The sequence below is a fragment of the Streptomyces sp. NPDC096048 genome, from assembly GCF_044763415.1.
Taxonomy (GTDB): domain Bacteria; phylum Actinomycetota; class Actinomycetes; order Streptomycetales; family Streptomycetaceae; genus Streptomyces.
Map to the genome: position 1 here is coordinate 211260 of NZ_JBIWGG010000001.1, position 23253 is coordinate 234512.

Below are 23253 nucleotides of genomic sequence, written 5' to 3' on the forward strand. Positions count from 1 at the left end.
GGGGCTTACGGCACGCCCAGCTCGAAGATGACGTAGTGCGCGTACCAGCCGGAGGCGAGCGCGGCGGTGGAGAAGAAGACCACCAGGCTCGGGCGCTTCAGGCGGCTGAGGGCCGCGGCGGGGGCGAGGAGCAGGGGGAAGGCGGGCAGCAGGTAGCGCATCGTGTTGCCGAACATCTGCTGGGTGCCGAGGACCGTGATGATCGTCGCCAGGGTGTACGCGACGAGCACCAGCGGGGGCTTCTCGCGCAGCATCAGGGCGATCAGGAACGGCAGCGCCAGGACCAGCTGGAGGGAGAGCAGGTCCGGGGTGGAGAAGGCGAAGTGGTAGTCGCCCTTGCCCACCGCGAGGTTGCGCAGCACGTCCAGGGTGTAGGCGCCGTAGTCGAAGAAGTGCGCCCAGCCCTCGCGCTGGAGCGTGAAGTACGCCGTGGCCTCGCCCGTGCGGTAGCCGACCCAGGCGATGTAGGAGAGCAGGCCCAGGGGAGCGACGGCCATCGCGTACACGGGACCGCGTACGCCGTGCTCGCGTCTGGTCGCGGGGCGGGCGAGCGTCACCAGCGCGGCGAGTCCCACGGCGCCTATGAGCACGGCGGACGTGGGGCGGTTCAGGCCCGCGGTGAAGGCGAGGAGGCCGGCCGTCACCCAGCGGCCGGTCATCACGGCGTAGCAGGTCCAGGCGGCGATGGCGACGAACAGGGACTCGGAGTACACCGCCCACTCGACGCCCGCGCCCGGGGCCACGGCCCACAGCCCCGCGGCGACGGTGCCCGCGCGGGCACCGGCGACGAGCCGGACCACGGCGAAGATGCCCGCCGCCGCGACGAACGACGAGACGACGGAGACGAGGATGCCGGAGCCGTACAGGCCGAGGCCCGTGGTCTCCGAGACCATGCGGATCAGCGCGGGATAGAGCGGGAAGAAGGCGACGGAGTTCTGCTGGACGGTGAACAGGCCGTCGCCGCCGAGCCGCACCAGGGAGGGGCTGTAGCCGTGCTCGGCGACCTGGAGGTACCACCAGCCGTCCCAGGTGGCGAGGACGTCCCACCAGTGGGCGCCGCCGCCGAAGCGCGGGTTCTTCCCCTTGTAGTCCCCGGCGTACTCCAGCAGGGAGGCGAAGACCGTGAGGCCGACGAGCTTCGTGACGCCGTAGAGGGCGAGCGCGGGCAGGTAGGGGCGGGCGCCGTCCGGCAGCGTCGGACGCCAGGTCCGCCAGGCCCGCCAGGAGCGTTCCGGGCGGTCGTCGGGCTGCCCGTCCGGTGCGCCGCGCGGTCCGTCGGTCACCGTGCCGTCGGCAGCCGTGTCCATGGCTGTCATCCCCCTCAGTCCACCCTCAACCGTCAATTGCTGCCATAAGATCGCACAAGAGTCGCACATCTGTGCCCGGTGTTCGGGGGAGGGGAGGCGCGGTGCCCGAGGAACGGGACGAGGAACTGCACGAACCGATCGTGCTGTCGGTCGTCATTCCGATGTACAACGAGGAAGAGGTCCTGCCCGCGCTGGTCAGCAGGCTGCGGCCGGTCCTCACGGAGCTGGGCGTCCCCCACGAGGTCGTGGCGGTGGACGACGGCAGCGGCGACCGCACGGCGGAACTGCTCGCCGCCTTCCGGCTGGGATGGCCAGAGCTGCGCGTGGTCGCGCTGCGGCGCAATTCCGGCCACCAGGCCGCCCTCACCGCGGGCTTGGACCGGGCGTCCGGGGCCTACGTGGTGAGCCTGGACGCCGACCTCCAGGACCCGCCGGAGAAGATCCCCGACATGCTGGCGCTGGCCCGCGCCGAGGGGCTCGACATCGTGTACGGCGTCCGCGCCGACCGCAGCAGCGACACCGGGTTCAAGCGCTGGAGCGCGGGCCTCTACTACCGCCTCATGCGGCGCCTGGCGGGCCCGTCGGTCCTCGCGCAGGCCGGCGACTTCCGGCTGCTCAGCCGGGCCGCGGTGGACGCCCTGAAGGCCCTGCCGGACCAGCAGCGGGTCTACCGGCTCCTCGTGCCCTGGCTGGGCTTCCCGAGCGGGCGGGTGACGTACGAGCGCGCTCCGCGCACCGCGGGCCGCACCAAGTACCCGCTGGGCCGGATGATCCGCCTCGCGGTCGACAGCGTCACCGGCTTCTCCGCGGCCCCGCTGCGACTGGCCACCTGGCTGGGCGCCGGCGCCTTCGTGGTCTGCCTGGCGCTGCTCGTCTACACCCTCACCGCCTTCGCACTGGGCCGCACGGTGCCCGGCTGGACGTCGCTCTTCACCGGCATCGTCTTCATCGGCGCCGTGCAGCTGATCTGCGTCGGCCTGCTCGGTGAGTACGTAGGCCGCATATACACGGCCGTGCAGAACCGGCCGACGTACTTCGTCCGCGACGACACGGCGGCACCGGCGGCACGGGCGACGCCGACGACGCCGGCGGCTCCGGCCCGCGGTGACGCCGTCCCCGCCGGCGACGCCGTCCCGGACGGGCCTTCGGACCGACGGGCCGAGCCCGCCGCCGACGCCGCCGCGGATCCGGTCCGGGGCTCTGCCGGGTCGGGTGCCGTCGACGGTCACGGCGATCCGGGCGGACCCGCGTCCGGGGCGAGCGGTGCGTCCGAGGCGAGCTGTGCGTCCGAGGCGTCCGGCGCGTCCGGCGCGACCGTACGCGGTTCCTCTGGTCCGCCGGGGCCACGGGCGGCTGCCGAGCCCGCACCTGGCGGGGCGCGCGTTCCGGTGCCGCGGGTCTGAGGCGCCGGGCCCTGAGCACCTGAGGCACCGGGTCCCGCGGGCCTGAGACGTCGGGGCGGCGGTGAGTCGCCGGCGGTGCTCCCGGGGGCGTGGAGGCGCTGCGCGCGGGTCGGGAGGAATCGGGGCGAGGCGGGTGCCACTGCCGGTCCCGCGCATTTGTTTTGACCGCAGCGAATGCGATAGGTACGCTCAGACCTTGTGCCTGGGGTGTGCCCTGGCCCTCGTGCGTGCCTTCAACCGCAGTGAGGGTCGTGACCGGCCACCGCAATCCGCGCTTTCCTCTGCCTCGCGGCAAGGGTTCGCGGCTTCGACACACCCGACCGCGTGGGTCGGAGACGTTCCAGGTTAGCTTCACCATTCGGCACACAGAAACCGGAGAAGTAGTGCCTACGATCCAGCAGCTGGTCCGGAAGGGCCGGCAGGACAAGGTCGAGAAGAACAAGACGCCCGCACTCGAGGGTTCGCCCCAGCGTCGCGGCGTCTGCACGCGTGTGTTCACGACCACCCCGAAGAAGCCGAACTCGGCCCTGCGTAAGGTCGCGCGTGTGCGTCTGACCAGCGGGATCGAGGTCACCGCTTACATTCCGGGTGAGGGGCACAACCTGCAGGAGCACTCCATCGTGCTCGTGCGCGGCGGCCGTGTGAAGGACCTGCCGGGTGTTCGCTACAAGATCATCCGCGGTTCGCTTGACACCCAGGGTGTGAAGAACCGCAAGCAGGCCCGCAGCCGCTACGGCGCCAAGAAGGAGAAGTAAGAATGCCTCGTAAGGGCCCCGCCCCGAAGCGCCCGGTCATCATCGACCCGGTCTACGGTTCTCCTCTGGTGACCTCCCTGATCAACAAGGTGCTGCTGAACGGCAAGCGCTCCACCGCCGAGCGCATCGTCTACGGCGCCATGGAGGGCCTGCGCGAGAAGACCGGCAATGACCCGGTCATCACGCTGAAGCGCGCTCTCGAGAACATCAAGCCGACCCTCGAGGTCAAGTCCCGCCGTGTCGGTGGTGCGACGTACCAGGTGCCGATCGAGGTCAAGCCCGGTCGCGCCAACACCCTCGCGCTGCGCTGGCTGGTCGGTTACTCCCGCGCCCGTCGCGAGAAGACCATGACCGAGCGTCTGCTCAACGAGCTTCTCGACGCTTCGAACGGCCTCGGTGCGGCCGTCAAGAAGCGCGAGGACACGCACAAGATGGCCGAGTCCAACAAGGCCTTCGCGCACTACCGCTGGTAGTCGCTACCCACATCGAGACCGAGAGAAGACTGAAGCCTTATGGCTACCACTTCACTTGACCTGGCCAGGGTCCGCAACATCGGGATCATGGCCCACATCGACGCGGGCAAGACGACCACCACCGAGCGGATCCTGTTCTACACGGGTGTGTCGTACAAGATCGGTGAGGTCCACGACGGCGCCGCCACGATGGACTGGATGGAGCAGGAGCAGGAGCGTGGCATCACGATCACGTCTGCTGCGACCACCTGCCACTGGCCGCTCGAGGACAACGACTACACGATCAACATCATCGACACCCCGGGGCACGTCGACTTCACCGTCGAGGTGGAGCGTTCCCTGCGTGTGCTCGACGGTGCCGTGACCGTGTTCGACGGTGTCGCCGGTGTCGAGCCGCAGTCCGAGACGGTGTGGCGTCAGGCCGACCGTTACGGCGTGCCGCGCATCTGCTTCGTCAACAAGCTGGACCGTACCGGCGCCGAGTTCCACCGCTGCGTGGAGATGATCTCGGACCGCCTGGGCGCCCAGCCGCTCGTCATGCAGCTCCCGATCGGTGCCGAGGCCGACTTCAAGGGCGTCGTGGACCTGGTCCGCATGAAGGCGCTCGTGTGGTCCGCCGAGGCCGCCAAGGGCGAGATGTACGACACCGTCGACATCCCGGCCACGCACACCGAGGCAGCCGAGGAGTGGCGCGGCAAGCTGGTCGAGGGCGTCGCGGAGAACGACGAAGAGATCATGGAGCTGTTCCTGGAGGGCCAGGAGCCCACCGAGGAGCAGCTGTACGCCGCGATCCGTCGCATCACCATCGCCTCCGGCAAGTCCAGCGACACCACGGTCACCCCGGTGTTCTGCGGCACCGCGTTCAAGAACAAGGGCGTTCAGCCCCTGCTCGACGCGGTCGTGCGCTACCTGCCGACCCCGCTCGACGTCGAGGCCATCGAGGGCCACGACGTCAAGGACCCCGAGGTCGTCGTCAAGCGCAAGCCGTCCGAGGACGAGCCGCTGGCCGCGCTCGCCTTCAAGATCATGAGCGACCCGCACCTCGGCAAGCTCACCTTCGTCCGGGTCTACTCGGGCCGCCTGGTGTCCGGCACCGCGGTGCTGAACCCCGTCAAGGGCAAGAAGGAGCGCATCGGCAAGATCTACCGTATGCACGCCAACAAGCGTGAGGAGATCGAGTCGGTGGGCGCCGGTGACATCGTCGCCGTCATGGGCCTGAAGCAGACCACCACCGGTGAGACGCTGTCCGACGACAAGAACCCGGTCATCCTGGAGTCCATGGACTTCCCGGCGCCGGTCATCGAGGTCGCCATCGAGCCCAAGTCGAAGGGCGACCAGGAGAAGCTCGGCGTCGCGATCCAGCGCCTGGCCGAGGAGGACCCCTCCTTCCAGGTCCACTCCGACGAGGAGACCGGCCAGACCATCATCGGCGGCATGGGCGAGCTGCACCTCGAGGTGCTGGTCGACCGTATGCGCCGTGAGTTCAAGGTCGAGGCCAACGTCGGTAAGCCCCAGGTCGCGTACCGTGAGACGATCCGCAAGGCCGTCGAGCGCGTGGACTACACCCACAAGAAGCAGACCGGTGGTACCGGTCAGTTCGCCAAGGTGCAGATCGCGATCGAGCCGATCGAGGGTGGCGACACCTCGTACGAGTTCGTGAACAAGGTGACCGGTGGCCGCATCCCGAAGGAGTACATCCCTTCGGTGGACGCCGGTGCCCAGGAGGCCATGCAGTTCGGCATCCTGGCCGGCTACGAGATGACGGGCGTCCGCGTCACGCTCATCGACGGTGGCTACCACGAGGTCGACTCCTCCGAGCTGGCGTTCAAGATCGCCGGTTCGCAGGCGTTCAAGGAGGCCGCGCGCAAGGCCTCGCCCGTGCTCATGGAGCCGATGATGTCCGTCGAGGTCACCACCCCCGAGGACTACATGGGTGAGGTCATCGGCGACATCAACTCCCGCCGTGGCCAGATCCAGGCCATGGAGGAGCGGATGGGTGCTCGCGTCGTGAAGGGCCTCGTGCCCCTCTCGGAGATGTTCGGCTACGTCGGCGACCTCCGCAGCAAGACGTCGGGTCGCGCAAGCTACTCGATGCAGTTCGACTCCTACGCCGAGGTTCCCCGGAACGTCGCCGAGGAGATCATCGCGAAGGCCAAGGGCGAGTAACGGACTACTCCGTTTAACGGACCCCGTTCTCACGCTTTAGGCTTGACCCCGGAGCCTGCATGGGGCATTCCGTCGTGAACCCGGCGGAATGCCCCCGGCACCCGGGCTTTCCAGCAAAGATCACCTGGCGCCGATGAGTAAGGCGTACAGAACCACTCCACAGGAGGACCCCAGTGGCGAAGGCGAAGTTCGAGCGGACTAAGCCGCACGTCAACATCGGCACCATCGGTCACATCGACCACGGTAAGACGACCCTCACGGCCGCCATTACCAAGGTGCTGCACGACGCGTACCCCGAGCTGAACGAGGCCTCGGCCTTCGACCAGATCGACAAGGCTCCCGAGGAGCGCCAGCGCGGTATCACGATCTCGATCGCGCACGTCGAGTACCAGACCGAGACGCGTCACTACGCCCACGTCGACTGCCCCGGTCACGCGGACTACATCAAGAACATGATCACGGGTGCGGCGCAGATGGACGGCGCCATCCTCGTGGTCGCGGCCACCGACGGCCCGATGCCGCAGACCAAGGAGCACGTGCTCCTGGCCCGCCAGGTCGGCGTTCCGTACATCGTCGTCGCCCTGAACAAGGCCGACATGGTGGACGACGAGGAGATCCTGGAGCTCGTCGAGCTCGAGGTGCGCGAGCTCCTCTCCGAGTACGAGTTCCCGGGCGACGACCTGCCGGTCGTCAAGGTCTCCGCTCTGAAGGCCCTCGAGGGCGACAAGGAGTGGGGCAACTCGGTCCTCGAGCTCATGAAGGCCGTGGACGAGTCCATCCCGGAGCCCGAGCGCGACGTCGACAAGCCGTTCCTGATGCCGATCGAGGACGTCTTCACGATCACCGGTCGTGGCACCGTCGTCACCGGCCGCATCGAGCGTGGTGTCCTCAAGGTCAACGAGACCGTCGACATCATCGGCATCAAGACCGAGAAGACCACCACCACGGTCACCGGCATCGAGATGTTCCGCAAGCTGCTCGACGAGGGCCAGGCCGGTGAGAACGTCGGTCTGCTCCTCCGTGGCATCAAGCGCGAGGACGTCGAGCGCGGCCAGGTCATCATCAAGCCGGGTTCGGTCACGCCGCACACCGAGTTCGAGGCCCAGGCCTACATCCTGTCGAAGGACGAGGGTGGCCGTCACACCCCCTTCTTCAACAACTACCGTCCGCAGTTCTACTTCCGTACGACGGACGTGACCGGCGTCGTGACCCTCCCCGAGGGCACCGAGATGGTCATGCCGGGTGACAACACCGAGATGAAGGTGGAGCTCATCCAGCCCGTCGCCATGGAAGAGGGCCTGAAGTTCGCCATCCGCGAGGGTGGCCGGACCGTGGGCGCCGGCCAGGTCACCAAGATCAACAAGTAAGCTCCGCTTGCTTGTCGGTCGACTGACCTGACATGGGCTGATGCCTGAACAGAGGGGCCCGTACGACTTCGGTCGTACGGGCCCCTCTGCCATGCCTCTCCGCCGATGGCCGCCCACGGGAGATCGAGCGCGGGGGTGCACCGAGGGCGGGCCATACCCCCCGACAGGCCGTTGCGGCGGCACCGGGTGCGTCTCGTGGCCCCGGACGGCGCAGCAGTTCTGTCACAACTCCCCCACGGGGGTGCACTCCTGCTACACCCGAGGCCACCATTGATCTTCTGATCTTCGAAAGCCCAGCCCTGTGCCGCCACCGGGAAGTGAGTCCGTGAGTACTGTTCCGCCTTCCGGCCGCTCCGACGACGAGTCGGCCTCCTCCCTGTCCGACGAGCAACTGGAGGCGTTCCTGCGGGAGGCCGCCGAGGGCGGGGGCACCGCCACGCCCAAGGAGCCCTCCGCGCGGGCGCGGATGGTGGCCCGGCGGTTGCGGGAGGAGGACGAGGCGGCGCGGCGCGCCGGCGGCGGACGTGGTGGCCGAGGACCGGGCGGGAAGCGAAAGGCTCAGGGCCCGCCGCCCCCGCCGGGATGGCGCACGGGCCCCGTGGGCCAGGAGGGGAACGGCGGTTCCCGTCGGCGCCGGGTGGGCGCCGTCATCGGCGTGCTGGTCGTGGCGGCGCTCGCGGTCGTCGCCGTGCGCCCCTCGCTGGTGCTGCCCGGCGACGCCGGCGGCTCCGAGCAATCGCCGTTGGCGGCCGAGACCGCGCGGCCGACCGGTGCTCCCGGAAACCCCGCCGAGTCGGGGCGGGCCACGCGCGAGCACCCCTTCCGCGGCTCACCGGCCGAGCGGTGGGCCGAGGGCGCCGACGCCATCGAGATACCGGAGGCGAAGGCGCTCTCCGGCATGAGCGAGAAGGACGTGGCGTTCGCGCTGCGGCGTACCAAGGAGCTCCTGGTCGCCGCCAACCTCGACCCCGGCGTACTGCGCGGCGAGCGGCCGGACAAGGCGCTGGCCGTCCTCGACCCGAAGCAACCGGAGCTGCTGCCCAAGCTGCGCCGGTCGCTGCGCGCGCCGGACGAGGAGCACGACCCGCTCAAGCTCTTCACCCGCTTCGACCCGGACGAGACCCGCCTGGCCGGCGACGTGGTCAAGGTCAGGGGACGCATGACCCTGGCCGCGGGGGAGCCGGGCGTGGTGAAGGTCAACGCGGACTACACCTTCGTCTACCCGCTGGTCCGGGCGGACGGGGACGACGGCGAGGTGGCGCGCACGATCGTGCGGCGCGTGCTCACCCTGACGCTGAACGACCCCGAGAGGTGGAACGTGACCGAGGGCAAACTGCTGGTGGAGAAGTACTTCTCCGAGCACGGGAACACCGACTGCGGCATCGACGACGGTTATCTGCACCCCCGATTCAGCGGTGACGCGGTCGACGGTGACCCGGCGACCGGGCCCCGGACGGACCCGTACGACCGCAGCGAGCCCCTCACGGGGGCCGAGTCGGAGGAGTGCGGCAGGGTCACCCGCACCTGACCGTGGTCATGACCGTGACCGCGACCGGGCCCGGGTGCGCTCCCACCGCGCACCCGGGCCCGTCCCCGTCGTCCCCCGCCAGGGCGTCCCCCGTGGGATGGTCAGCCGCTCACACGCGCTGCCACAGCGCCGGTACGTTCGGCGGTTCCCAGCCCTGCTGGGCCTGGTGGCCCTGGAGGCAGCGGTAGGTGGCGCCGCCGTACGTCACGGTGGCACCCGGCTGGTAGACGGTGCCGGCCGCCCAGGTGCCGCCGGGCTCGCCCGGGTCCTCGCCGCCGTCACCCGTCGTCTTCAGGGTGAGGCCGTAGTTCTGCAGCAGCGGGTTGATCGGCTGGTAGAACGTCGTACCGCCGCTGCGGCAGTCGCCCGAGCCGCCCGAGGTGACGCCCTGCGCCTGGCTGCCCGAGATGTACGAGCCACCCGAGTCGCCGGGCTCGGCGCACACCGTGGTGCGGGTGACGCCGCTGATGGTGCCCTCGGGGTAGGTCACGCTGGTGTTGTGCTGCTGGATGGTGCCGCAGTGCCAGCCGGTGGTGGAGCCGGAACGGCACACGGACGCGCCGACCGGTGCCTGGGTGGACCCGGTGACCTGCACGTTCTGACCGCCGGCGCCGCTGACGTACGGAGTGGCGGTCCACTGGGAGTTGGTCGCCACCCACGCCATGTCACGGCCCGGGAAGATCGACCCCTGGAAGGTGCCCTGCGCCACCCGGTTGGCGCCGCTCGTGCTCGCCCCGGCCCGCCCGCAGTGGCCGGCGGTGGCGTAGCCCTGCTGCGTCCCCTTGGTCACCGGGAAGCCGATCGAGCAGCGTCCGCTGTTGTTGATGTAGTACGCCTCGCCGCCCCGCAGGTCGTAGAAGGGGCGGGGCTTCTCGGCCGACTTCTCGACCCGGGCGAGTCCGGTGCCGACGTCGGCCGCGTCGAGGAGCGCGCGGGCCGCGGACGGCCGTACCGCCTGCACGGTGACCGTGTTCGTGCGCACATCGACGTACCGGACGGCCGCGTCGGTGGCGTCCCCGTCCAGCCGGGCGGCGGCCCGGTCGAGGCGGGACTTGGCCGCGTCGAGGTCACCGAGCGAGTGCCGTACGACCTTCGCCACGGCGCCCTCGGCCTCGATCGTCGCGACGTCGCCCGCGTCCGTCGTCGCCACGGTCAGCGTGCCGGACTCGGTGCCCCGCACCCACGCGCCCGCGAAGTCGCCGCCGAGCGCGGCGCGGAGCCGGCCCGCCGTGGCGCCCGCGTCGGCCTCGTTGACGAGTCGGCGTTCGGCCTGCTCCCGGTTGAGGCCGAGGTCGCGCTGCATGGCCCGGAGCAGGGCGGGCGGAGCGGCGTCGGCACGCAGGTTCTCGGCGGCGGTGGGGACGGGGGCGGAGGGTGCCGTACCGGCGCTCGCGGAGCCGCTGAGCCCGGCCACGAGCAGGGCGGCCGTCGCGGCGACGGCGGCACCCACGGCTCTGGTGTCTCGGTGTCGGTGGGGCATGGGGGATCTCCTCGGTCTCGGTGGGGAGGTGCCGAAACCGTAGGGAGGGGCGACCGGCGGCCGTAAGACGTCGGTCGACCCTCTCCCCGGCGTTATGGAAGGCGTGCCGTTATGGAGTGCGTGCCGTTACGGAAGGGCGTGTCGCTACGGAGGGCGTGCGAGGGCGCCGGGCCCGGCATCACGGCACCCGGTGCGCCGCCATCCACTCCGTGTAGCTGTCGCTGCTCGCCGCCACGCCCGCGTGCGCCATGCGCGCCTGCGCGAGCACGGTCGCGGCGGTGTCCTGCCGCTGCGTCACCGCGTGCCAGCCGAGCAGGTGCCGCCAGGCCAGCGGCGTACCGGTGAGCGGCCGGGTGACGATGCCGGGCGTGGTCGGGAACGTCGCCCGGCACAGTCCGACCGCCCGCCCCACCTGCACCAGGTGCACCAGGGACGCGGTGTCCGTCTCGTACATGCGGCGCGGCGTGAACCCAGCGCGGGCGCACGACACGGAGAAGCAGTCGCCGAAGCAGCCGTCGCCGGGTACGCAGGCCCACTCCTCGCCCGCCAGCTCGGTCAGGTCCACCTCGGGCCGGTGGGCGAGCGGGTGACCGACGGGCATCATCACGAACACGGGGTCGACGGCGACCTCCCGCCACACCAGCCCCTCGGCACCGGGCGGGGCGGCCGGGCCACAGGTCCCGGCGAGCGCGAAGTCCAGCCGCCCCTCGGCGAGCTGTTCGGCCAGCTCCCGCTCGGACCAGGAGGTGCAGGTCGTCATCCGGGCGTCGGGCGCCACATCGGCCAGCCGGTCGACGAGCGCACCCAGCAGAGGCCCGTGCGTGCCGCCCAGCCGAAGCCGCTCGGCGGTGCGCGGCGCCCGCGCGAACCGGGCCGCCTCCTGCTGCAACTCGGTCACCGCCGGCAGCACGATCCGGCTGCGCTCCAGCACCAGTTCGCCCAGCGCGGTGGCCCGCACGCCATGCCGACCGCGCACGAACAGCGCGCCGCCCAGGGCCCGTTCGATCCGCTTGAGCTGTGCGCTCAGCGCGGGCTGCGCGAGACCGAGAGCCGTCGCCGCCCTGGTGAGGCTCCCGGCGTCGGCGATGGCCCGTACCGTCTTGAGATGCCGCAACTCCAGCTCCATGAGGGGAGCTTGCGACGAGCGAGGGGCGGGGGCAAGGGGTTGGTCCGGACCTGTGACGGTGAGGCCCCCTGCCAGGGCGCCCAGCTCGTTCTTTCCTTGGCAGGGCGCCGACGGCACCGGAACCTCAGAAGGTGGGTTCCGGTGGCGTGCAGCGCAGTTCGGCCCACACGGTCTTGCGCGGGAAGCGGCCCTCGGTCACTCCCCAGCGGTCCGCCAACGCCTCCACCAGCAGCAGGCCACGGCCCGATTCCGCGTCGGGGGCGGGTGTCCGGACGTCGGGGAGCCGCTCGGCCCGGGTGTCGGTGACCTCGATGCGGAGGGTGCCGCCTACGACGTAGAGCGTGAGCCGGAAATCGCGGCCGGGGACGCGTCCGTGGGCCGCCGCGTTGGAGGCCAGCTCGGCGATGAGCTGGCGTGCGGGGTCCAGGGGAAGGCCCCAGGCGCGGAGCTGCTCGGTCGCGAGCAGGCGGGCGAGGCGGGCGCCGCGTGGCGTGGGGGAGAGCTGCACGCTGAAGTTGCGGACGCGGGTCGGGAGTTCGGCGGCGGATTTCTGGTTCACGTCACTCAGCGTGGCGGTGCGTGCGTACCGTGAGAAGTGACTCAGCGGGTACGTACGGTGACTGTCCGGTTGTTGTCCGGCGGTGTCGGTGCTGTCGGGAGGGGCCGGCGGGTAGGGCGCTGGGGCAACGCTGCGAGTACGACGAAGGGGCGCGGGATGACGGTCGAGACGGAAGAGCCGGGGTGGGAGGTGGACCCCGACGACGAGTGGGGCGTCGCGGTCATCACCACGGTGGGACGGCAGTTGAAGCTCCGCCGCGAGGCGGTGGGGATGCGGGCTGCCGACTTCGGAGTGGCTGTCGGGTACGGGGAGGACCTCGTCTACAAGGTCGAGGGTGGGAAACGGATTCCCCGGCAGGAGTATCTGGACCGGGCCGACGAGGTGCTGGACGCGGGTGGGCTCATCGCGGCGGCCTGGGAGGACGTGAAGAAGGTCCGGTACCCGAAGAAGGTGCGGGAGCTGGGGAAGCTGGAGGCGAAGGCGGTTGAGATCGGGATCTACGAGTGCAACAGCGTCCACGGGTTGTTGCAGACACCGGAGCACGCTCGCGCCCTGATGGAAGCAGCCCAGCCGCCCTACTCGTCGGACGATGTGGAGCGCATGGTCGCCGCTCGCCTGGCTCGACAGGCCATCCTCGAACGTGACCCGGCCCCATCGATCCACTTCGTTCTGGAAGAGGCACCATTGCGTCGCCCGGTTGGCGGCACAATGGTGAAACGGCGCCAGCTCGAACGCCTGTTGGAGGCGGGGAGGTTGAACCACGTCACGCTGCAGGTCATGCCGACGAACACCGATGCCCATCCGGGAGTGGACGGCAAGATCGAGCTGCTGAAGTTCCCGGACGGTACGGCTGTGGGGCGCTCCGACGGTGCCTTCAACGGCCGACCTACCACGGAGCCCAAGGACCTGCGCATTCTTGAACTGCGGTATGGCACCATCCGGGCCCAGGCTCTCCCCCCGAGAGAGTCGCTCGCCTTCATCGAACAAGTGCTGGGAGAAACATGATCCGCAAGGCCTCCACCAGGGACGCCTCTGAACTGGTGTGGTTCAAGAGCAGCTATAGCAGCGGCACAGACGGCAACTCGTGCATCGAGATCGCGGCCACCCCCGGCACCATCCACGTCCGCGACTCCAAGCACGCACAAGGCGGCCCCCGCCTCGCCCTCACTCCGACCGCGTGGACGGACTTCCTCCCGTACGCCTCGGAGAGCTGACCACCTCCTGCGTCCCGACCACCGCCAGCAGATCCAGCAACCCCGCGCTGTCGGTCCCCACGGCCGGCGTGAACCAGAGCAGCCGCTGCCGCCCGTCCTCGCTGAAGAGGTTGAGGCAGTTGACCTCGATGACGCCGATCGTGGGATGGACGATCCGCTTCCGGTCGTCCCGCCGGAACGCCACGTCGTGGTCGGCCCACAGCGCGGCGAACTCCGGCGACACGTCGAGCAGCGTACGGATCATCGAGCCGGCCTCCGGGTCCTTCGCGTCCCTCCGCGCCGCAGCGGCCCGCAGGTCGGCGACGAAGGCGCGGGACTGGCTCTCGTGGTCGGCCTCGGGATGCAGGCGCCGGGTGTCGGGCTCGGTGAACCACCGGTGCACGAAGCTGGCGCGGGGCCCCCGCAGCCCGGAGTGGTCCCCGACCAGCGCCACGGCCAGCGGGTTCTGTACGAGGGTGACGTGCAGGTCGGTGATGACCTGCGCCGGGGTCGAGGTCATCCGCCCGAGCAGGTCGAGCATGCCGGGGTGCACATGCGAGGCGGCCCCGCCCTGCACGGGCACCGGCCGGTCCGCGAGCCGGTACAGATAGTCCCGTTCGTCGGCGGACAGCCGCAGTGCCCTGGCCAGCGCGGCGATCATCTGCTCGGAGGGCTGCGACCCGGCGCCGCGCTCCAGCTCGTTGTAGTAGTCCACCGACGCCCCGGCGAGATGGGCGACCTCCTCGCGCCGCAGCCCCGGCACCCGGCGCCGGGGCCCGGTCGGCAGCCCGACGTCGGCCGGGCGGATGCGTTCCCGCCGTGACCGCAGGAAGGCCCCCAGCTCGGCGTACTTCACAGCGCTCATGCCCTCCATTCTGCGCCGGGCCGGGCCGCTGACCCATGGGATGACATCCCCTGGTTGCGCGGGCGGAGGCGGCGCATCGTGGACGCATGACCACGAACACGAACACCAACCTGACCACAGCGGCGGACATCCGCGTCGCCGTCGTCACCGGCGGATCACGCGGCATCGGCCGCGCGGTCTCCGAGAAGCTCGCCCAGGACGGCCTGGCCGTCGTCGTGAACTACGCCCGCGACGAGGCCTCCGCCAAGGAGACGGTGGCGGCGATCACCGAGGCCGGCGGACGGGCGGTCGCCGTACCGGCGGACGTGGCGGAGGAGACGGAGGTCGCCGCGCTGTTCGACCGGGCGGAGGAGGAGTACGGCGGGATCGACGTGGTGGTGAACTCGGCGGGCCGAATGGCCCTGTCACCCATCGCCGACCTGGACCTGACCGCCCTGGACGCCATGCACCGCACCAACATCCGCGGCACCTTCGTGGTCGCCCGGGAAGCGGCCCGGCGGCTGCGCGGGGGAGGAAGCTTCGTGGGCTTCTCGACCTCCGTGGTCGGCACGCAGTTCCCGACCTACGGGGCGTACGCGGCGAGCAAGGGCGCCGTGGAGGCGATGACCCTGATCCTGGCGCGGGAGCTGCGCGGGCGGGACATCACCGTGAACACGGTCGCGCCCGGCCCCACGGCCACGGACCTGTTCCTCTCGGGCAAGACCCCCGAGCAGATCGACCAGCTCGCGAAGACGCCGCCCCTGGAGCGGCTGGGCACCCCGGCGGACATCGCCGCCGTGGTCGCCTTCCTGAGCAGCCCCGCCGGTCACTGGGTGAACGGCCAGATCCTGCGGGCCAACGGAGGGATGATCTGACATGCCCTTCGCCCACTTCAAGGTCCCCGAGGGCACCCTCACCCCGGAGGACAAGCGGAAGATCATCGAACGCACCACCGACCTCTACGTGGAGATCTACGGCGACCGGGCCCGCCCCACCACCGTCGTACTCGTCGACGAAGTCGCCGACGGCGGGTGGGGCGTCGCCGGGAACGTCCTCACGGCTGCGATGCTGAACGGCGACGCGTGACGCGTGACGCGTGCCGGGGGCAGGCCCGAGCCGTCCGGGTGACCTTCGTCTCGTACGTCACGAAAACCCCCGATATGCGGGAGCGCGGTCTCACATAGTGGTCGCGTGGGACGCCTGGTGCTGGCCAGGACGTTTACATGCGCGTAACACTGAAGTGTCCCGCGCGCGGCAACGGCGCCGAGCGCCCACCACCGGACCGACCGGACGACGACGCCCGTACTCCCGTACCCCCGTCCTCTCCCGGTCTCCGGTGTCAGCCGTGCCAGAAAGGGCCCCCGTGACGACGCGAAGCGAGACCAGGACCGCGCTCGACCACCTGCTCACCGAGATCGAACACCGTAACCCGGCCCAGCCCGAGTTCCACCAGGCCGCCCACGAGGTCCTGGAGACGCTGGCGCCGGTGCTCGCGGCCCGTCCCGAGTACGCCGAGCCGGGGCTGGTCGAGCGGCTGGTCGAGCCGGAGCGGCAGGTGATCTTCCGGGTGCCGTGGCAGGACGACAAGGGCCGGGTCCACGTCAACCGCGGCTTCCGCGTCGAGTTCAACAGCGCGCTGGGCCCGTACAAGGGCGGCCTGCGCTTCCACCCCTCCGTCAACCTGGGCGTCATCAAGTTCCTGGGCTTCGAGCAGATCTTCAAGAACGCGCTGACCGGCCTCGGCATCGGCGGCGGCAAGGGCGGCAGCGACTTCGACCCGCACGGGCGGAGCGACGCGGAGGTCATGCGCTTCTGCCAGTCGTTCATGACGGAGCTGTACCGGCACATCGGCGAGCACACCGACGTCCCGGCGGGGGACATCGGCGTCGGCGGCCGGGAGATCGGCTACCTCTTCGGCCAGTACCGCCGGATCACCAACCGCTGGGAGGCCGGCGTGCTCACCGGCAAGGGTGCGGGCTGGGGCGGCTCGCTGATCCGCCCGGAGGCGACGGGCTACGGCAACGTGCTCTTCGCGGCGGCGATGCTGCGCGAGCGCGGGGAGGACCTGGAGGGCCAGACGGCGGTCGTGTCCGGCTCCGGCAACGTCGCGATCTACACCATCGAGAAGCTCACCGCCCTCGGCGCGAACCCCGTCACCTGCTCGGACTCCTCCGGCTACGTCGTCGACGAGAAGGGCATCGACCTCGACCTGCTGAAGCAGATCAAGGAGGTCGAGCGCGGCCGGGTCGACACGTACGCCGAGCGGCGCGGCGCCTCGGCCCGCTTCGTCCCCGGCGGCAGCGTCTGGGAGGTCCCGGCCGACCTCGCGCTCCCGTCGGCCACGCAGAACGAGCTGGACGAGAACGCCGCCGCCACCCTCGTCCGCAACGGCGTGAAGGCCGTCTCCGAGGGCGCCAACATGCCGACGACGCCCGAGGCCGTCCACCTCCTCCAGAAGGCCGGCGTCGCCTTCGGCCCCGGCAAGGCCGCCAACGCGGGCGGCGTCGCGGTCAGCGCCCTGGAGATGGCGCAGAACCACGCCCGTACGTCCTGGACGGCGGCGCGGGTCGAGGAAGAACTGACCCACATCATGAACGGCATCCACACCACCTGCCACGAGACCGCCGAGCGCTACGGCGCTCCCGGCGACTACGTCACCGGCGCGAACATCGCGGGCTTCGAGCGGGTGGCGGACGCGATGCTGGCGCAGGGTGTCATCTGACGGACCCGACGTGCGGGCCCATCTCTGCGAAATGGGCACCCTTATATCTGCATCCGCGGGATGAGGGTTTCACGGAATGAGCGCACAGTTTCCCTGCCGCAGCGGACAGAGTGGAATTACTCAACACACACGGATCGCCGCAACGTGCTACTGTCGATATCAGTTGGTTGTGGTTCCCGAATTTAAAGCTCTTCCCGTTCGGCCGCTGTGCTGTCGGAAGTGCTCTTTGACACCGGTCTTTTCCGGGCGGGGTGATCATCGCCACGACATGGCGTCCGTAGAGTGCGGGCGCCGGTGGACTGCCCCGAAGGAGAACAAGACATGGCTACTGGCACCGTGAAGTGGTTCAACGCGGAAAAGGGTTTCGGCTTCATCGAGCAGGACGGTGGCGGCGCAGACGTGTTCGCCCACTACTCGAACATCGCCGCCCAGGGCTTCCGCGAGCTGCTCGAAGGCCAGAAGGTGAACTTCGACATCGCGCAGGGCCAGAAGGGCCCGACGGCCGAGAACATCGTCCTCGCCTGACGCCGGCGCGTCCTCGGACGCGCATTTCGTAGCTGGGGCCCGCATCCCTCGGGGTGCGGGCCCCAGCTGCGTCTACTTTCCGCAGCGAATCCCATCCGGGGAACGGCTGCGAGGAATCCGCAGATCCGCGAACACGGATTCCCGTTCATTCGGCCTGTTCTTGCAATTCTCGATGCGTCCCTGCTGCGGGAATTCCTTGATATGTGCCGCATCGAGGAAGGTTCCGCATGAACCGCACACGCACGAACGACCGCTTCGCCCGCACTCGGAACGGCGACGCCGCCCCGGGCAAGAACGGCAGCCGATTCGGTTTCCCGCCCCCGAGCCGCTCCGGCGGGCCGAGTCGTTCTCCCGGTCGCGGCCGCCGACCCGCCGCGGTGCAGGGCGAGTTCGCCCTCCCGAAGACGGTCACCCCGGCGCTGCCCGCCGCGGCGAGCTTCGCCGATCTCGCCATGCCAGCGGAGCTGCTGGCCGCGCTCGGTGCGCAGGGCGTGACCGTACCGTTCCCGATCCAGGGGGCGACCCTGCCGAACTCCCTCGCCGGCCGTGACGTCCTCGGCCGGGGGCGCACCGGTTCCGGCAAGACGCTCGCCTTCGGGCTGGCCCTGCTGGCCCGTACGGCCGGGCGGCGTGCCGAGCCCCGGCAGCCGCTGGGGCTGGTCCTGGTACCGACGCGTGAGCTGGCGCAGCAGGTCACCGACGCGCTCACGCCGTACGCCCGATCGATGAAGCTGCGACTGACCACGGTGGTGGGCGGGATGTCGATCGGCAGGCAGGCCGGCGCGCTGCGCGGTGGCGTCGAGGTCGTCGTCGCCACGCCCGGACGCCTCAAGGACCTCATCGAGCGCGGCGACTGCCGGCTGGACCAGGTCTCCGTCACCGTCCTCGACGAAGCCGACCAGATGGCCGACATGGGCTTCATGCCGCAGGTCACCGCGCTGCTCGACCAAGTGCGTCCCGACGGCCAGCGCATGCTGTTCTCCGCCACGCTCGACCGCAACGTCGATCTGCTCGTACGCCGCTACCTGAGCGACCCGGTCGTGCACTCCGTCGACCCGTCGGCCGGCGCGGTCACCACGATGGAGCACCACGTACTGCACGTCCACGGCGCCGACAAGCACGCGGCCACCACCGAGATCGCCGCACGCGAGGGCCGGGTGCTCATGTTCCTGGACACCAAGCACGCCGTCGACCGTCTCACCGAGCACCTCCTGAGCAGCGGAGTACGGGCTGCCGCCCTGCACGGCGGCAAGTCGCAGCCGCAGCGCACCCGTACGCTGACGCAGTTCAAGAACGGGCACGTCACCGTGCTGGTGGCGACCAACGTCGCGGCACGCGGGATCCACGTCGACAGCCTCGACCTCGTCGTCAACGTCGACCCCCCGACCGACCACAAGGACTACCTCCACCGCGGCGGCCGCACGGCCCGCGCCGGCGAGTCCGGCAGCGTCGTCACCCTGGTCACCCCGAGCCAGCGCCGCGCCATGACCCGCCTCATGGCAACGGCCGGCATCGTCCCGCAGACCACCCAGGTCCGCGCGGGCGCGGAGGCCCTGCACCGCATCACCGGCGCCCAGGCCCCCTCCGGCATCCCGGTCGTCATCACCGCTCCGGTCGCCGAACGGCCCAAGCGCGGCGCCACCTCACGCGGCCGACGCCGCCCGGCTGCGGCGACCCGGCGCGCGTCCGCCCGGCGGGCCGTCACCGACGCGGCAGCGTAGAACCGTCCTGATCGGAAAGCCGCCCCATCTCTGCAGGAGGCACTCTTGACGCTGCTCCAGACGCATCCCCGCCCGGCCCCGACGAACGCCGACGCCGTGCACAGGACGGCCGCCGACGCCATGGACGCCGCCGGGCCCCAGGTGTGGGACGACATGACCGTCGAGGTGGCGCTGTCCGTCATGGCCGCCGCCCGCACGGATCACCTCGTCGTCTGCGACGAGGACGGCCAGTACACCGCCCTGGTCACCCGGGCCCGGCTGGCCGCCGTGCGGAACGGTTCCGCATACACGGACCGGGTCCGCCTGCGCGACATCGCCGACGGCGACGGGTCCTTCGCCTCGCCGCTGACCACGGTGGCCGAAGCCGAACACGCGATGCGACACCGGCGGCTCGGGGCCCTGCCCGTGGTCGACGAGTACGGCAACGCCCTGGGCGTCCTCGCCCTCTCCCGCTGAACCGCCTCACCACGGTCGGCCCCCACTCCACCTCTTCCCGTTGTGAGGCATCATGCGCTGTGTCATCGCCCGCTTTCCCTTCGAGCTCTCCAAGGGCGGCGTGCTGGAAACGATGAAGGGCGTCAAGCCGGAGGCCGTCACCGGCGACTCCGTGATCATCGGGCGTCGCCACTATCCCGCCAAGCAGGTAGGCCAGGCCATCACCCGCCAGGACCGCCGCGACTTCAGCGACGGCGAAGTCCTCAGGGCCATGGCCCGGCTCGGCTTCACGTGCCGCACCGTCCCCAAGGCCGTGACCGCGAGGATCGTCGACCCGCTCCAGCGGGCCTCGGCGATGCTCGGCGCCCCCCTGCCCCGCTGACCGCCGTGCCGTTCTCGGCGCGGCGGTAGGGCAGGGGGCGAACGGGTCGGTGAGTCAGCGGGTCAGCGGGTCAGTGGGAGCAGCGGCTCAGCGGTCGGAGTAGCTGAAGTCCCCCACGGTCCAGGCACTGACGTCCTCGATCGCCACGCGGTACATCCCGCCCGTCTCCGGGATGCCCATGGTGCCCTGGAGGATCCGGGCGACATGGAAGTGCAGATGCGTGGGTGGTCCGTCCTTCTTCGCGGGGGTCTCGAAGACGGCGGAGAAGTCGCCCAGGTCGGCGGAGTCCGTCAGCACCTCCGACACCCTGCGCCTCCACACGGCTTCGGGGGCCAGGCGACCGGTGATGACGGCACCACCGGTGACCACGGTCAAGGACATCCGACTGCTCTGCCCCGACTCCACAAGGGCGGCGATGTCAACGATCAGCTCGTCAGGCTTCGGCATGAGACCGAATTTTATGCACTGGTCCGCCCGGGCGGACCTGGGAGGTGGCACTACCGGGCGGTACGTGTGCCCCCGGTCCTGCCGCCGGAGGCCGCGGCATCATCGCGTCGCAGTTCGTCGTTGATGCGCCGGGCCTCTTCGAGCTGGTCTTCCAGGATGATGATGCGGCAAGCCGCCTCGATGGCAGTGCCCTGGTCAACCATCTCGCGGGCGCGAGCGGCGATCCGCAGCTGGTAGCGGGAGTAGCGACGATGGCCGCCCTCGGAGCGCAGGGGTGTGATCAGCCGGGCTTCGCCGAGGGCCCGCAGGAAGGCGGGTGTGGTGCCGAGCAGCTCGGCCGCCCGCCCCATGGTGTACGCGGGGTAGTCGTCGTCGTCGATTCGGTCGAGCGGTGTGTCTGCGGTCATCTGCACCTCTGCTTGGGGAATGCGTCGAGGGGCCTTGGTGCCGTACGGCACCAAGGCCCCGAGGGATTTGTAACACCATCCGCCGGCTTACTGCACTGCCGGCCTTCTGTTTCCGCACCGGCCCCCGTCGGGGGGCGGGCAGTTAAGGGATCGCGGATGCGTGACCGTGGGACCACCTTCCGTTCCGGGGCCTGCGGTACCCGGTGAGAACGTTCTCGCCCGGGCGATCCTGATGGCGTCCTCCTCCTTCTCTCTCTGTCCTGCCTGTCGGTGATGCTGGTCCTGCGTACTGTCGGCAGCCCTCACAGGCCGCCCGGTCCGGCAGCCAGCGAGGGGACCCTGGGAACTCTGGCCCCGCCACTCCACTGCCGTACCGCAACCACTGTTCTGCATGCGGGCAGTTCGTCTCTGCCGCGCCTCACTGACTTCCTGGCTACAGCAAGAGCCTAACCCCACTGACGGTCGCATGTCTACATCAGCCACAACAGATATGGCTCCGAGCGGGTGAACGGTTATCTGCATCGAGGCCACTCATGCCGCGCCGGGCGGGCCGCACGCTGCCGGACGCCGCCCGCGCCCGGCGTCACTCGATCGGTGGGACGATGACGCGACAACTGGGACGATGGCGCACCAGCTGATCGAGCGACGAACGGGGAGGCCGGGTACGTCATGGCCCGTTACACGGAGACACTGACCGTCGAGCGCGGCGGGTTCCGGATCAAGGTCCCGGAAACCTGGTGGGAATTCGACGTACGCCCGGAGTCACGGGACGACTCGATCCGCCGCATGGTCGACGACCGGGTCCGCCGACACCCCGAGCTGGAGCCCTCCCGCGGCGCCTACGTCACCTTCCTCCAGAAGGCGGCCTCCGACGCGTGGAAGTCCGGCGCCCTGTACTGCGGTTGCATGGCGGAGAGCTTCGGCGGCGACACCCCGATCACCGGCTCGGTGACGGTCTCCCTGGTCGGCGGCCGCACGTCGTCCGGCGACCCGCTCCCCACCGACCCGGCCGCCATCGCGGGCCAGCTCGCCGTCAAGGAGGCGAAGAAGCCCGGCGACTCCTGGCGCGAGGTGACGACGGTCGACATACCCGGCGTGGGCCCCGCGGCCCGCACCCAGGGCATCGAGGACATCCCGGTCCCCGGTGACGCCCTGAACCGCACCGTCCGTGCCGTCCTGATGCAGACGTACATCCCGGTCCCCGGCCAGGAGGGCAAGGTCGCCCTGGTCGCGGGCAGCAGCCAGGTCCTCGACCTCGCGGACTCCTTCTTCGACATCTTCGACGCGGTCACGTCGACGTTCCGGTTCGCGGACTGAGGGCGCAGCCGAATGGCAGGACGAGCGGTTCGCGAGGGCGAGCCGGGAAGCGGGCACGCCCCTGTACCCCGTAGGCACGGCGGACGAGGGAGCCGGCTTCCTGGGCATGAGCGACGGCGGAGCGCTCCGCCGCCGGCGTTCTGGGACGTGGAGATCATCGAGGACCTCGCGGAGCAGGCGGACGTCGGTCTCTGCCCCGTCGGCATGCGGGGTGGAGCAGCTGACCAGGACGATTCGCCCTACGGGTGAGTGAGAGCAGGGAAGCGGCACGGTGGCGGAGTGGAACTGGGAGACCGGTGAACGACTGCTGGCTCTGGACGATCCCGAGGAGTGGGACGCCGTGTTCGAACGTGGTGGCGACCACCTCGGTACGGCGGTCATCGGTTTGGCGTTCCACTGTTCGCTGGAGGAGGTGTCGCCTCGGATCGTGCGGGCGATGCGGTTGCCGGACGTCGCTCAGAGAGGGTTCGCGTTCACCGCGGCGGGCACCGCGGCTCGGCTCAACGGCGCGTTGACGCCAGAGCTGTACGCCGCGCTGCGGGCGGCAGGCCCCGGCCGTGGGAGCATCGCCGTGAACGCCATCGACGACACCTTGACCTTTGTGCCGTTCCGGCAGCTGCCGCCGTGGCTCAAGTGGCGGATGGTCGTGTCCACGGTCCAGGGCAGACTGGAAACCTGGCGATCGGAGATCGGCTACGCGGTCCGTGACGCTGGGAAGTCTCTGCGTCGACGACGGCGCTGACCCGCGAGTGACTGGCTGTGACGCGCTGGCGGCGAGACCGCCGGTGGGCCGATCTCCGACGTGCCGCCCTGACATCGCGGTCGCCGGGGCAGTGGTTTGACGTTCGCCACACCCGGGGTATTGTCCTCGGCCCCGATTCGCCAGCCTCCCGCCCCGTATGGCAGACTAGCGGGGTTGCTCGGTCGAGTGCCGATGCTGCGCGCCTCCCGCCGGGAGGACCGGAAGCGAGTCCCACAGTACTCGTCGCTCCTGCTCAGGGGCGGACGTACGGGAATCTTCCGGGAAGTGTCAGCGGGGTGCAGGCCAGGCACCCGGTGGGCCTCTCGCCCCCGGCCTGCGGTTCCGGAAGGGCCC

General features: G+C 70.3%; 23 protein-coding genes and 1 pseudogene. 17 read left to right on the plus strand and 7 right to left on the minus strand.

Annotated features, from left to right (window positions below):
* Positions 1 to 5: 5 nt before the first annotated feature.
* Complete coding sequence (locus ACIQ6R_RS01065) at positions 6 to 1307, minus strand: hypothetical protein (RefSeq protein WP_404218645.1); 1302 nt, start codon at positions 1305 to 1307, stop codon at positions 6 to 8.
* Positions 1308 to 1408: 101 nt separating this feature from the next.
* Between ACIQ6R_RS01065 and ACIQ6R_RS01070 the strand changes: the two are divergent.
* From ACIQ6R_RS01070 to ACIQ6R_RS01095, 6 genes and pseudogenes are all read left to right on the plus strand, one after another.
* Positions 1409 to 2369, plus strand: a pseudogene (locus ACIQ6R_RS01070) (glycosyltransferase family 2 protein); the annotation flags it as partial.
* Between the two features lie 724 nt (positions 2370 to 3093).
* Positions 3094 to 3465, plus strand: a complete 372-nt coding sequence (gene rpsL, locus ACIQ6R_RS01075) for a 30S ribosomal protein S12 (RefSeq protein ID WP_003948652.1) — start codon at positions 3094 to 3096, stop codon at positions 3463 to 3465.
* A 2-nt stretch (positions 3466 to 3467) separates the two neighbouring features.
* Positions 3468 to 3938 carry a 30S ribosomal protein S7 gene (gene rpsG, locus ACIQ6R_RS01080; protein ID WP_003974303.1) on the plus strand — a complete coding sequence of 157 codons (471 nt, stop codon included), beginning with the start codon at positions 3468 to 3470 and terminating at the stop codon, positions 3936 to 3938.
* A 39-nt stretch (positions 3939 to 3977) separates the two neighbouring features.
* On the plus strand, positions 3978 to 6104 hold the full coding sequence (gene fusA / locus ACIQ6R_RS01085) for an elongation factor G (RefSeq protein ID WP_404217906.1): 2127 nt from the start codon (positions 3978 to 3980) through the stop codon (positions 6102 to 6104).
* A gap of 173 nt (positions 6105 to 6277) precedes the next feature.
* Complete coding sequence (gene tuf, locus ACIQ6R_RS01090) at positions 6278 to 7471, plus strand: elongation factor Tu (protein ID WP_055418382.1); 1194 nt, start codon at positions 6278 to 6280, stop codon at positions 7469 to 7471.
* A 325-nt stretch (positions 7472 to 7796) separates the two neighbouring features.
* On the plus strand, positions 7797 to 8999 hold the full coding sequence (locus ACIQ6R_RS01095) for a hypothetical protein (RefSeq protein WP_404217909.1): 1203 nt from the start codon (positions 7797 to 7799) through the stop codon (positions 8997 to 8999).
* A gap of 109 nt (positions 9000 to 9108) precedes the next feature.
* Here ACIQ6R_RS01095 and ACIQ6R_RS01100 read toward each other — a convergent pair whose 3' ends face one another.
* The 3 genes from ACIQ6R_RS01100 to ACIQ6R_RS01110 all read right to left on the minus strand — a co-directional run bounded on the left by ACIQ6R_RS01100 (position 9109) and on the right by ACIQ6R_RS01110 (position 12164).
* Positions 9109 to 10479, minus strand: a complete 1371-nt coding sequence (locus ACIQ6R_RS01100; protein WP_404217912.1) for a carbohydrate-binding protein — start codon at positions 10477 to 10479, stop codon at positions 9109 to 9111.
* 178 nt (positions 10480 to 10657) lie between these two features.
* Positions 10658 to 11605 (minus strand): LysR family transcriptional regulator, encoded by a 948-nt coding sequence (locus ACIQ6R_RS01105; protein WP_404217915.1) that lies wholly within the window; start codon positions 11603 to 11605, stop codon positions 10658 to 10660.
* A gap of 124 nt (positions 11606 to 11729) precedes the next feature.
* Positions 11730 to 12164 carry an ATP-binding protein gene (locus ACIQ6R_RS01110; protein WP_404217918.1) on the minus strand — a complete coding sequence of 145 codons (435 nt, stop codon included), beginning with the start codon at positions 12162 to 12164 and terminating at the stop codon, positions 11730 to 11732.
* A 156-nt stretch (positions 12165 to 12320) separates the two neighbouring features.
* Between ACIQ6R_RS01110 and ACIQ6R_RS01115 the strand changes: the two genes are divergently transcribed.
* Both ACIQ6R_RS01115 and ACIQ6R_RS01120 read left to right on the plus strand, forming a co-directional pair.
* Positions 12321 to 13169: a helix-turn-helix domain-containing protein gene (locus ACIQ6R_RS01115; RefSeq protein ID WP_404217921.1), complete on the plus strand. Its 849-nt coding sequence runs from the start codon at positions 12321 to 12323 to the stop codon at positions 13167 to 13169.
* A complete protein-coding gene (locus tag ACIQ6R_RS01120) occupies positions 13166 to 13378 on the plus strand; it encodes a DUF397 domain-containing protein (RefSeq protein WP_404217923.1) in 213 nt (70 codons plus the stop codon). The genes ACIQ6R_RS01115 and ACIQ6R_RS01120 overlap by 4 nt, the downstream gene beginning before the upstream one ends.
* Here ACIQ6R_RS01120 and ACIQ6R_RS01125 read toward each other — a convergent pair.
* Entirely contained in the window at positions 13329 to 14231 is a 903-nt protein-coding gene (locus tag ACIQ6R_RS01125) for a helix-turn-helix transcriptional regulator (RefSeq protein ID WP_404217926.1), read from the minus strand. The genes ACIQ6R_RS01120 and ACIQ6R_RS01125 overlap by 50 nt on opposite strands.
* Before the next feature lie 77 nt (positions 14232 to 14308).
* Between ACIQ6R_RS01125 and ACIQ6R_RS01130 the strand changes: the two genes are divergently transcribed.
* The 7 genes from ACIQ6R_RS01130 to ACIQ6R_RS01160 all read left to right on the plus strand — a co-directional run bounded on the left by ACIQ6R_RS01130 (position 14309) and on the right by ACIQ6R_RS01160 (position 19986).
* Positions 14309 to 15076, plus strand: coding sequence for an SDR family oxidoreductase (locus ACIQ6R_RS01130; protein ID WP_404217929.1), 768 nt, complete (start codon positions 14309 to 14311; stop codon positions 15074 to 15076).
* 1 nt (position 15077) lies between these two features.
* Entirely contained in the window at positions 15078 to 15287 is a 210-nt protein-coding gene (locus tag ACIQ6R_RS01135) for a 4-oxalocrotonate tautomerase family protein (RefSeq protein WP_404217931.1), read from the plus strand.
* Positions 15288 to 15564: 277 nt separating this feature from the next.
* Positions 15565 to 16923, plus strand: coding sequence for an NADP-specific glutamate dehydrogenase (gene gdhA / locus ACIQ6R_RS01140; RefSeq protein ID WP_404217933.1), 1359 nt, complete (start codon positions 15565 to 15567; stop codon positions 16921 to 16923).
* Between the two features lie 321 nt (positions 16924 to 17244).
* Positions 17245 to 17448, plus strand: coding sequence for a cold-shock protein (locus tag ACIQ6R_RS01145; RefSeq protein WP_003974279.1), 204 nt, complete (start codon positions 17245 to 17247; stop codon positions 17446 to 17448).
* Positions 17449 to 17675: 227 nt separating this feature from the next.
* Positions 17676 to 19169, plus strand: coding sequence for a DEAD/DEAH box helicase (locus ACIQ6R_RS01150; protein ID WP_404217936.1), 1494 nt, complete (start codon positions 17676 to 17678; stop codon positions 19167 to 19169).
* 45 nt (positions 19170 to 19214) lie between these two features.
* Positions 19215 to 19625, plus strand: a complete 411-nt coding sequence (locus tag ACIQ6R_RS01155; RefSeq protein WP_404217938.1) for a CBS domain-containing protein — start codon at positions 19215 to 19217, stop codon at positions 19623 to 19625.
* A gap of 52 nt (positions 19626 to 19677) precedes the next feature.
* Entirely contained in the window at positions 19678 to 19986 is a 309-nt protein-coding gene (locus ACIQ6R_RS01160) for an SCO5918 family protein (protein WP_404168977.1), read from the plus strand.
* Between the two features lie 87 nt (positions 19987 to 20073).
* Here the strand turns inward: ACIQ6R_RS01160 and ACIQ6R_RS01165 are convergent, their stop codons facing one another.
* Both ACIQ6R_RS01165 and ACIQ6R_RS01170 read right to left on the minus strand, forming a co-directional pair.
* On the minus strand, positions 20074 to 20433 hold the full coding sequence (locus ACIQ6R_RS01165; RefSeq protein WP_404168980.1) for a hypothetical protein: 360 nt from the start codon (positions 20431 to 20433) through the stop codon (positions 20074 to 20076).
* Between the two features lie 50 nt (positions 20434 to 20483).
* On the minus strand, positions 20484 to 20840 hold the full coding sequence (locus tag ACIQ6R_RS01170; RefSeq protein ID WP_404168983.1) for a MerR family transcriptional regulator: 357 nt from the start codon (positions 20838 to 20840) through the stop codon (positions 20484 to 20486).
* A 669-nt stretch (positions 20841 to 21509) separates the two neighbouring features.
* On the opposite strand from ACIQ6R_RS01170, the gene ACIQ6R_RS01175 reads away from it, so the two are divergent.
* Positions 21510 to 22157 carry a hypothetical protein gene (locus tag ACIQ6R_RS01175; RefSeq protein ID WP_404168986.1) on the plus strand — a complete coding sequence of 216 codons (648 nt, stop codon included), beginning with the start codon at positions 21510 to 21512 and terminating at the stop codon, positions 22155 to 22157.
* A 271-nt stretch (positions 22158 to 22428) separates the two neighbouring features.
* Positions 22429 to 22899, plus strand: a complete 471-nt coding sequence (locus ACIQ6R_RS01180; protein ID WP_404217940.1) for a hypothetical protein — start codon at positions 22429 to 22431, stop codon at positions 22897 to 22899.
* Positions 22900 to 23253 lie beyond the last annotated feature (354 nt).